Here is a 9,213-nt window from a genome sequence, read left to right as displayed (position 1 = left end):
AATCACCTTCAAGTCGCCCTGATTCTTCGCAAATAGCGTTAAAAAAGGCTGTTAAAAAACCAAACCACTGAAATTGTTAATAAATCCCCTGTTAAAGAATGGCTTTAAAGATCAGGATACGGACTACGGCAGATTTTAGAGGTAATATTTAGTTTCCATTTTGCCATCGCTTACCTCCGGCAATGAAAAAGGTTCTGTCGCGATAAGGTATGGGTATAAAAATAGTTTCTAACCAGTTTTTTGTAAGAAGTTTTACAATATTTTAAAATGTAATTACACTATTGTGATTAAAAAAAAGGGGGGGGTGATGGCTAGAAAAACAGAATTAACACAAGACTTAGTATTGCTGGTTTCGCGATAGAACCCAGGTATAGTTCTTCTCATAATCTGCATACAGCAATATGTCCCGTAGGTAGCCAATATATTGTCCACATGAACGGTATATCGCAGAATTTGCAAAATGCGGGCTGTGATAATTAGTATTCACAAGCATCTGGACGACGCCTCGGAATATCTTTTGTTTTCTCACCATGGCTGGCAGCGTCACTTTGAAGTCCCAGTAGTGTACTGTGTATATTTGTTTCACTCTCGAATTTATAATGCTGTTTCTCCAACTTTTGCTTGATTGGATTCACCTTTTCTGCAACCCAATAGTTTAAATGAGGAAGAATAAAAATATACAACGCCGTTAATGTTAATGGTATAAAGAACAAATCGGGATACGTTAAAAGATTACGTACAGACATCTCTTGCAACATATTTTTTATTCTTACGTCTGGTGTTCCTGTACCAAAAAACAATAAAGCCAACTTACCCCAATTACATAAAGCCCATGAAGATATAAATGGACCAAGAATTAGATTATTAATTCTTTTTCGAAAACTCATTGCCACAGAATATATAAATATCATCAAAAATTTCCATTACACTTACATTGAGCGGGTCTATTTATTTATGTAACACATTGATTTTAAATGATTTCATATAAGCCATTGAAATCTACTAAACTTATTGTAACTATTTGTTTTAAAATAAAAATATAAATCCATACCCGCTCAATGTGAGATTACATATTATTTTTCTAGTCTTTAAGAAAGCTCTTCCCACCACCTACAGCTAACACGGACGGAAAAATGTTCACTTTGCTAAAGCTCTATTTTCATCCGCAATTTTTTTATGCTATTGAAAATGAGAGATTAGTTAGATTACACATTCTGATTGTGTGATTCTATCCAATCTCGTGATAATTTCTGGGCATTATTTATTTTCTCAATTGATAGCAATCTGCCTATCTTTTCCCTGTTAGCTATTGCCTTTTCAAAGTTGCCATTATATGCTGAAATATTAAAGTACATATATGCTTTATTATTGTCCTGAATCCCCACGTTTCCGTTAGCATACATCACACCTAGATTATATTGTGCTTTAGAGTCCCCTTGCTCTGCTGACTTGGTAAACCACGTTTCCGCTTTCCTATAGTCTTTAGTGACGCCTTTGCCACTGCTATACATTTCCCCTAGGTTGAGTTGTGCGTTAGCATTCCCTTGCTCTGCTGACTTAGTAAACCACTTCGCTGCCTGATTATAGTCTTGAATAACCCCTTCTCCTTTGCTACACATCACCCCTAGATTGTATTGTGCGTTAGCATTCCCTTGCTCTGCTACCTTCGTAAACCACTTCACTGCCTGCTTATAGTCTTGAGTAATGAGTTCTCCTTCCAGATACATCACCCCTAGAGTGTATTGTGCGTTAGCATTCCCTTGCTCTGCTGACTTGGTAAACCACTTCACCGCCTGCTTATAGTCTTGAGTAATGAGTTCTCCTTCCAGATACATCACCCCTAGATTGTATTGTGCGTTAGCATTCCCTTGCTCTGCTGACTTGGTAAACCACTTCACCGCCTGCTTATGGTCTTGAGTAATGAGCTCTCCTTCCAGATACATCACCCCTAGATTGTATTGTGCGTTAGCATTCCCTTGCTCTGCTGACTTGGTAATATCATTTATATCCTCTGTTTTTTCATTCAACGACGTTCCCCTTTAATATAAAAAATGTGTAACTGCTTTCATTGGACTAGGATCTCATAACTGGTAGTGGCTCAAACCTGTAATTATATATAAATATCTCGACAAAATTCTACCTTGTTGAGCAGTAATCCGACCACGCTTTGAGCCACTACCTACTTCCCCTTCTCAAGCCATTACTTTCCTGAACACCAGTTCAATTATCGCGATGGGGCGAGAATACTTTTTTCCTGCATGGTGTTTCATCCATTCATCGCATAAAAACAGGTTACAGTTGATTTTTACACAAACATTTGTTTTTTGCGACAGAACCCTATTTTATTATCCGCATAGTGAACAACATCTTTGATAACCAGTTTTTGTATCGCGGAAATAAAGGTTTCCATTGAAGAATAGTCTGGTTGATTGTTTTGTGTCGGGAGTGAAATTTCGTCTTTTTGAATCTTTCTGTTGCTAATACTGTCGCCCCAAGAATATTTATGATCCAAACTTTTATTGATACAGGTCGCTAAAAAGAGCTGGTTAAACTTGTTTCTTTTTTCTTCATTCTTTAGATACAGGATTAAATTGTGGCTGTCGTTCGAATAAAAGTCTTTTTCTTGATAGCTAACAACAAAAGTTTTCCCGCCTATAAAAACACAATTTCCCTTATCCAAATACTCTTCATCATAAGAGATGTAAGAACTTACCGCATTGTTTTTATTACTTGAGCAGAGGTAAGGTGTTTCTCCTCTATTTTCAATAATATCTCTGGATAAAATATTTCCAGAGTTTTTCACGTTAAATATATTAATAACATTAAACTCTTCAAAATTAAGGTCTTTAAAATCATCTAAAGCCTGCTGTTCTTGTAGAGTCAATGAGGTGTTTTTTAAACCAGCCGCAGATAGATAAGCTTCCAGCTCCGCTATGCGCTCTGTTTCCAGCTCCGCTATAAAATTTTCCATAAATTCAAAATCAGCCCCCCCATTTTTGGCAGGCAACAAAACACTCATATTTTTATAAATTTTCATACCAGGTTTTTTCTGATATGAAAATTGGTACATTAATTTAGAAATTGAGGAAGAAATAAATACTCCATTCTTATTATTTAGCCACTCAGATTTAGCCGTTATTACTTGGCTTGCACCAAACTCGACTGGCTGATAAGAAACGGCTGGCAAAGTTACCCCTAATACAATCCTATTACCAGATACAGGAAATTCATTATGTTCAATCAACCATTGTTTATTAACATTTCTTGAAAACATATTATTAGACATAGACTGAACAATATAAGGAACACCATTTTCTGTATTATCGGTTGGTATTGCTTTTTGGGATTTTGCTTGCTTGATTGCCTCAAACTCGAATAGTTCACCCAACCTAAATTCACCCCACTCAACATGTTTCAGTTTATCGTTAAGTGGGGCATCTACTTTCCCGAATTGTTCCCTTCACCCGTTTGTTGTTTAAGAAGGTTTGAAACTTCCCAAGCCAAATAATCACCGACCGTTTTCTTGAAATCCTGCAATGTAGGCTTAGTGTCGACGGGTATAGACTGATTCCAGTCATCCCCGTTTTTGGGATCAATGGTGTTTTCGTAATATTCATTTTCGGTAAAAATAGTGAGTTTACTTTTACCAAAGCGCACTAAACTGATTAGCTCTTCATAGCGTTCTTTAGCGCGATCCTTATCTTTGAGGTTATTGCTGGATTTTTTCCGGTTGGTGCGCGTATAGCCATCGTTTGAAAAGTCGATAAACTTAACCATTTCATCTTGATGATGTGGTTCGTTTACCTTAAACACGTAGATGTGTGTTTGCACGCTGGATTTACCAATAAAGAGGTCTATCGGCATTTTGATGCTTGCCAATAACGTGTGTTTTTTAAGAATTTTATGATTGATTGCTTTCGCTTTTCCTGAACCAGATGAACCTTGAATAATAATGGCGGCATACCCTTTGTTCATCATTCCCAACGCTTTTTCGACAAAGTTCATACCGTTGCCTTGGGCAGAGTACGGCGGATTAAGGATAAAAGCATCAGCGGGAAATTTTTTATCCGTTTCACCAAAGCCATATTTTCCGTCAAAATCCTGCAAAGAGTCTTTGTTTAGAATGTTGGAGCTGCCATCCCCCATCAAAATCATATTGAGAATAGCCAACATATAAACACTTGATAGTATTTCTAAACCGAGCAATTGTTCAGCCTTTATTTCCGCTTCTTTTTTTGCGAGCTCTTCAGGTGAAGTGATGGTGTTTTTGGCATCGTTCAGCATTTCATTCATTGCTGCAACCAATAGTCCCGCTGAACCCGTGGCAAAATCCCACACATACGAATCCTTATTAACGCGTGCTAGCTTTGCTAAAAGGGTTGCAATATAAGACGGTGTAAGCACGACATCATTAAGTTTGTCTTGCGAAAAACCAAGCCAGCCATACATTTCATTAAAGAGCTTACCGGTAAAATCGGTGGTTAAGCCAATTTTGTAGTAGATCCCCAGGTCATCAACAATTTTTGTAAAAACTCTTTTAAGTTGGCTTTCACCGTTTTTAACCTTATTGATATTATCAGTTGAAAGTGTGTTTTTTAATGTTCTTAAAATGAGTTCTTTTTTCTGTTCCGGCAGCTCCTTTTCACCCAAAAATGCTTCTATTTTTCTTACTATTATTTCACCATCTGTGCTGCCTTTTTCGGTAGAAGACTTTAAATCAGATTTTTCAAGCGGAGATACTTTTCCTGGAATCCCCAACGTAGAAATGATTGAAGCGGCAACCAGATAAACGCGGTCATTTTCGCCCAAGCCTTTTTCATTTTGGTAAATATCATTATTCAGCCTGACCAGACTGGTATCAATTTCTTTTTCACGCTGTTCTTTGATCTTGTCGAGTTCTGCTTGCGACAAGCTTAAGGTTCTTACCTGCTCGACAAACGCATCAAAATGTTTTTCTGACAAAAAAGAAAAATCGGTAAATTCGCCAACTTTTTGTCCGATGCCGAAATTTGATTTTGAAACGTAATAAACACCTATTTCGTGCTGAATATTATTGGACTCATCTTTGTGTCCTGTCATCCCAATGGCGATAATGTCGGTATAGCTGGTGTGGTGTAGTAATGCATTGGCATAATGCACTGCGCCATTTATTGCAAACGAATTGATGTTTTTAAAATGAGATTCGTTTTTAGCTGTTCTGTTTTCTACCTTTCCACTCGCGTCGAGTTTGACAAGCTTATCTTTGTAGCCTTTGTACTCAATGAGTATAGGGAAGTGATCCAGATTTTTATCTTTCAGTAATAGCTTTGCATCTGGGCGATTGGCGCCTGAGCCGCCATTTTTGGTGAAGTAATCAGACAGTGCTTTGTCTGTTTCAGTGTTTAAAGATTCTTGCTCTAGCTTGTAATCAAGGTTGTAAGATTTAAGCCAGCCATTTGCTAGGTCTGCAATATTAGGTTCAATTGATTTTGCCATATTCCACGTTCTATTCCGTTTTATTATAAAATGTCAGCATTCTTGTCAATACCTTCGCCAAAATGAAAATACACTCATTTTTATGAATTCCACAGCCTATAAGCGGTTGATTTATATAGGTGTAAGATTGTCATTTTTGGCTTAAATTAAAATTGGTGAAGGCATTGTTCTTGTTCAATAGTATTCCACTGACTATTCATGGGTTCTGTCAAACACCATACATGATCATAAAGATGTTCAGATAAAACCTCTGCCTCTAATAATGCATCCCGTTGTAAATCTAAAATTTGTGATCCAGTCGAACAGAACCAGAACTCGGTCATCACTGCCCTTTATGTGGTTAATGAACGGCGATGACAGGACGTCCCAATGCTTCATGAACTTAGGGGGGGATGACGTGCCAAGAGAAAATGGCTAAAAGGCTTATTAGAGGTATTAACTACAGCTAAACTTGCTATGTCTTGGTTGTATGAGTTAAAGTTATTAGCAATACAACTTGATATTCACTATTTCAGGTTTATAAACAAGTCCCGAACTTTTAAAGTTTAGGGCATAAAAAAACCCCTACACACATTGTATGCAGAGGTTTTTTAAAGGTTGTGTATGAGTGTATCACCACTCACCACAGCTTGAAAGTAAGATATTCCCTCTTTCTTTCAAACGGACGTTAATTATATCTTAATTAACATCTCATTTGAAAGCATTATTTGGCTTCTCTTCTTTACAAGCTCAGTCCCTATTTTGGAATCAAGATGGTTTGGAATAGGTCAGGACAGTGTTGCCAATCAAGGATTTTTGCTAAGGCAACCCATAAGGCATTTTTTGTGTAAAGTAGAAGTCGCAATCTTATAGCCGTTTTGGTTGCGGAATTTGAATTTTATAATGCAAAAGGTGGCGCGTTTGGAGCAAGGGCGGATATATTTATTATATCTGGCAACGCGCAGGGCGTAACGGTAGTGAAAGGGGCTTAAAAACTCAAGTAACTCGATCCCAAGATTCACTGAAACTCTAGTCCGCATAATCTGTTTTTTTTAAAGCAGTTGTGGGAGGGGGGGGCTGTGAAAGGGATTTTGTGGGCGGCGCCCTTGTGGGTTCTACGGCTATACTATCTATCTTTTTATTCTTTTCAAAAATACAATTAATTATTATTGATGCGCGGAGCGCGGTTTAAGAGAATACATATCGCTTGGATTGATAGTGATTGTGGGAAATGTGTTGGTTAGTGTTGGTAAGGGGTGGATAACATCTTTTCGTTATCCATGCTTTATCAATACGCCCGCAGGGAACCAATACATTCTCCACATGAACGGTACACCGCAGAATTTGTGGAATGCGGTCTGCGGGACTTCATATCATACTGCCCACTCTCGCAAACACAACAGGTTGGCGCGAAAGATGGTTCTGTCGCAAAAGAACAAATGTTTGTGTAAAAATCAACTGTAACCTGCAAACTCTTTGCCATTCGTTGTTATCTAGCCACGTAAAGAGCCTTGGGGGCCAATACACCCCTCAAGAGTTATTAGGGTATGTTTTTATGATAAAAACGCCTGTATACGCCGCTAGGTTTGTTTTTCCTAACCGCGCCCTTTTGATTCTGAATCGGGAATTAACTACCACGCTTTATAAAAAAACCATTAGCCAGCACCGCCTTGAGTGGACAAGGACTTGATGCTGACGCTATCAAACAGGCATTATATCTTACTGTAAACTGACGCTTATACGGGAGGCGCGGAGTTTCCCCCTTGTTGTGCATCCAGCCGTCCCATAACAGCTTGGATAATCTTATCAGCAGCACTTTGAGTAACAGATTCAACGCGCGGAGTGGGAGTGCTTAATTGCTGGATAATCTCCCCTTGCCTTGTTTATTTAACTCACGCTATCAGCGTAAATGTTCCCCTCTAGTGAGTGTAAAGTTGTAGGGTTATCAATGAGATGCGCGATGAAAAATGGCGCGTACCAACAGTTGAGCTTATGGGCTTAATTGCTTGTGTTACGTGACGTTCAGGAGCTGATGCAATAGCAGTGGTTCTGTCGCAAAAAAAACAAAATCACCCTATTACCTACGATCATAAGATTTAATTTCAGCCAAAGAAGATTCACATATTCTACTAAAAATGGTTCTATTTTTTTAAGTTATTACTTTCCTGAATACCATATGATACTTGGCTTTAACACTAGATTGTCGTGATTTTAATGATGGGATTAGAAGGTTTTTATCCTGCATGATGTTTTATCCATTTATCGTATAAAAATAGGTCACAGTTGGTTTCTACACAAAACAGATTTGTTTTTTTGCGACAGAGCCCATTTTTTTTATTTTGGTATGATATGCAAATAATTTATCAAAATACGAAGTAAAGGTAAGGCTATGGATTTCATCGAACGGCTACAGGGACTATCAAAGAAGATTGTTCAAGTTGGCTCTACATTAGAAACAGAAGAAGCAACTAAAAATGCATTGATTATGCCATTTCTGCATTCAGTGCTTGGTTATGATGTTTTTGATCCAACGGAAGTTGTTCCTGAGTTCAATGCTGATACAGGTACTAAGAAAGGTGAAAAAGTAGATTACGCTTTACTTAAAGATGGTGAAGTACAAATCCTTATCGAGTGTAAAAAGTTTGGTGAGAAACTATCTACCAAACACGCAAGTCAATTATTTCGCTATTTTTCTGTAACTAATGCACGTATAGCAATTCTAACTAATGGTGAAGTTTACGAGTTCTATACAGATCTAGACGCTCCAAATAAAATGGACGAAAAACCATTCTTAACGTTGAATATGTCTGATCTTGATGAGCATATTGTTCCAGAAGTTAAGAAACTAACTAAATCATCTTTTGATGTTGATGCCGTTGTTGATGCCGCTGGAGAGCTTAAATATCTGAATCAGATTAAGAAAGTCCTACAAGAACAGTTTAAGAATCCAGAAGAAAATTTTGTAAAATTCTTTACATCAAAAGTTTATGAAGGCGTTCAAACTGCAAAAGTTAAAGCTCAATTTCTTGAAATCACATCAAAAGCACTGAAACAGTTCCTTTACGATAGTATCAATGATCGTTTAAAGTCTGCGATTGGCACAAATGAAGAAGTCGCAATCAAGGCGCAAGAATCACCATTTCAGTCTGTAGCAGTAGAAGCAGAAACCACACTAGAACAAGGTGAAGATGATAATCAAAGAATCGTTACGACAGAAGAAGAAACGGACGGTTTCAACATTGTTAAAGCCATTCTACGTGTAAAATTAGATGTTTCACGTATTGTCGCCAGAGATACGCAAAGCTACTTTGGTATTCTGTGTGATGATAATAACCGTAAGCCTTTATGTCGTTTATATTTTAATACTAAACAAAAATATATTGGAATTACAGGCGAAGATAAAAAAGAAATTCGCCACCCGATCGAAAACTTGGATGATATTTACGGATTATCTGACAAGTTGCTAGAAAATGCAGCTAGATTTGAATGAATAGAGGGTTCTGTCGCAAAAGTTTATTGTGCGCATAAAAACCGGCCATAACCGGTCTTTATGCGGCTAATGAATAAAACTGTCCTGCAGGAGACAAGCCATCTCCTCTTGAGTGGGAAAGATAAACAGGTAACCTTACTCTTTGTGTTGTCTATGCAAGGTGTAGCCCTGCAGGCTTATTCTTTCCATGCTTTCTTTTATCCTTACAAATTATCATTGTTTATTGCGGGGAGTCGCTATTTTTGCGAAAGCTTGTTTTGGGCATCCCA

The 9,213-nt window shown here is 37.7% G+C and carries 7 protein-coding genes; 2 read left to right on the top strand and 5 right to left on the bottom strand.

Annotated features, from left to right (window positions below):
* Positions 1-476: 476 nt before the first annotated feature.
* From CDZ78_RS15890 to CDZ78_RS22195, 5 genes are all read right to left on the bottom strand, one after another.
* Positions 477-887: a hypothetical protein gene (locus CDZ78_RS15890; RefSeq protein WP_140414117.1), complete on the bottom strand. Its 411-nt coding sequence runs from the start codon at positions 885-887 to the stop codon at positions 477-479.
* Positions 888-1,205: 318 nt separating this feature from the next.
* Positions 1,206-2,027, bottom strand: a complete 822-nt coding sequence (locus CDZ78_RS15885) for an SEL1-like repeat protein (RefSeq protein ID WP_087870875.1) — start codon at positions 2,025-2,027, stop codon at positions 1,206-1,208.
* 278 nt (positions 2,028-2,305) lie between these two features.
* Positions 2,306-3,418: a restriction endonuclease subunit S gene (locus tag CDZ78_RS15880; protein WP_280175596.1), complete on the bottom strand. Its 1,113-nt coding sequence runs from the start codon at positions 3,416-3,418 to the stop codon at positions 2,306-2,308.
* Between the two features lie 20 nt (positions 3,419-3,438).
* Positions 3,439-5,475 carry an HsdM family class I SAM-dependent methyltransferase gene (locus CDZ78_RS15875; protein ID WP_087870874.1) on the bottom strand — a complete coding sequence of 679 codons (2,037 nt, stop codon included), beginning with the start codon at positions 5,473-5,475 and terminating at the stop codon, positions 3,439-3,441.
* 146 nt (positions 5,476-5,621) lie between these two features.
* On the bottom strand, positions 5,622-5,798 hold the full coding sequence (locus tag CDZ78_RS22195) for a hypothetical protein (protein ID WP_167374346.1): 177 nt from the start codon (positions 5,796-5,798) through the stop codon (positions 5,622-5,624).
* Between the two features lie 2,045 nt (positions 5,799-7,843).
* Between CDZ78_RS22195 and CDZ78_RS15870 the strand changes: the two genes are divergently transcribed.
* Positions 7,844-8,944 carry a type I restriction endonuclease gene (locus tag CDZ78_RS15870; RefSeq protein WP_087870873.1) on the top strand — a complete coding sequence of 367 codons (1,101 nt, stop codon included), beginning with the start codon at positions 7,844-7,846 and terminating at the stop codon, positions 8,942-8,944.
* 69 nt (positions 8,945-9,013) lie between these two features.
* Positions 9,014-9,213 (top strand): hypothetical protein (locus CDZ78_RS22715; protein ID WP_211200774.1); only part of this gene is annotated, 200 nt, incomplete at its 3' end.

Source organism: Bathymodiolus platifrons methanotrophic gill symbiont (genome assembly GCF_002189065.1).
Taxonomy (GTDB): domain Bacteria; phylum Pseudomonadota; class Gammaproteobacteria; order Methylococcales; family Methylomonadaceae; genus Methyloprofundus.
Note: the sequence above shows the minus strand (reverse complement) of the source record. Positions and strands in the feature narration are given on the sequence as shown.

Bases quoted from the DNA above. Each gene is read 5' to 3' on its own strand.
- CDZ78_RS15890 (WP_140414117.1), bottom strand. From the start codon at position 887: ATGAGTTTTCGAAAAAGAATTAATAATCTAATTCTTGGTCCATTTATA.
- CDZ78_RS15875 (WP_087870874.1), bottom strand. From the start codon at position 5,475: ATGGCAAAATCAATTGAACCTAATATTGCAGACCTAGCAAATGGCTGG.
- CDZ78_RS22195 (WP_167374346.1), bottom strand. From the start codon at position 5,798: ATGACCGAGTTCTGGTTCTGTTCGACTGGATCACAAATTTTAGATTTA.
- CDZ78_RS15870 (WP_087870873.1), top strand. From the start codon at position 7,844: ATGGATTTCATCGAACGGCTACAGGGACTATCAAAGAAGATTGTTCAA.